1 protein-coding gene is annotated in these 325 nt (G+C 72.9%); it reads right to left on the bottom strand.

The window, feature by feature from the left end; translation table 11 throughout:
- Positions 1–325 (bottom strand): hypothetical protein (locus tag IF89_RS39935; protein ID WP_043195067.1); only part of this gene is annotated, 325 nt, incomplete at both ends.

Genomic DNA, 325 nt, shown 5'->3' with positions numbered 1-325 from the left:
CTCGGTGACCGTCCCGGTCTCGTCGGTGGTCTTCACCGCACGCCCGTAGCTGTCGTAGGCGGCGGCGGTCGCCACTTCCCGTTTCTGGCCGGCGCTGTTTTGGACGGTGCTGGCCTCGCGCACCGGCAGCGCCCAGTCCGCGGGCAGCTCCGCATCCCGGGGCGGCGGCACGGGGCTTGCGGGGTCCTGCTGCCAGCTGTAGCCCCGTACCAGTTCCCCGGCGGGCCGGTTGCCGAGGGCGGAGGTGTAGACCTGCTGGGAGGTCAGGAGGTGGAGGCTGTTGTAGTGGGAGACCACCCTGCGCTCCGGCTCGCCGTCCGGGCCC

It is taken from the genome of Streptomyces sp. NRRL F-2664 (assembly GCF_000719345.1).
GTDB lineage: Bacteria > Actinomycetota > Actinomycetes > Streptomycetales > Streptomycetaceae > Streptomyces.
The sequence above is the reverse complement of the archived record's forward strand: the minus strand, read 5'-3'. Positions and strand labels throughout refer to the sequence as shown.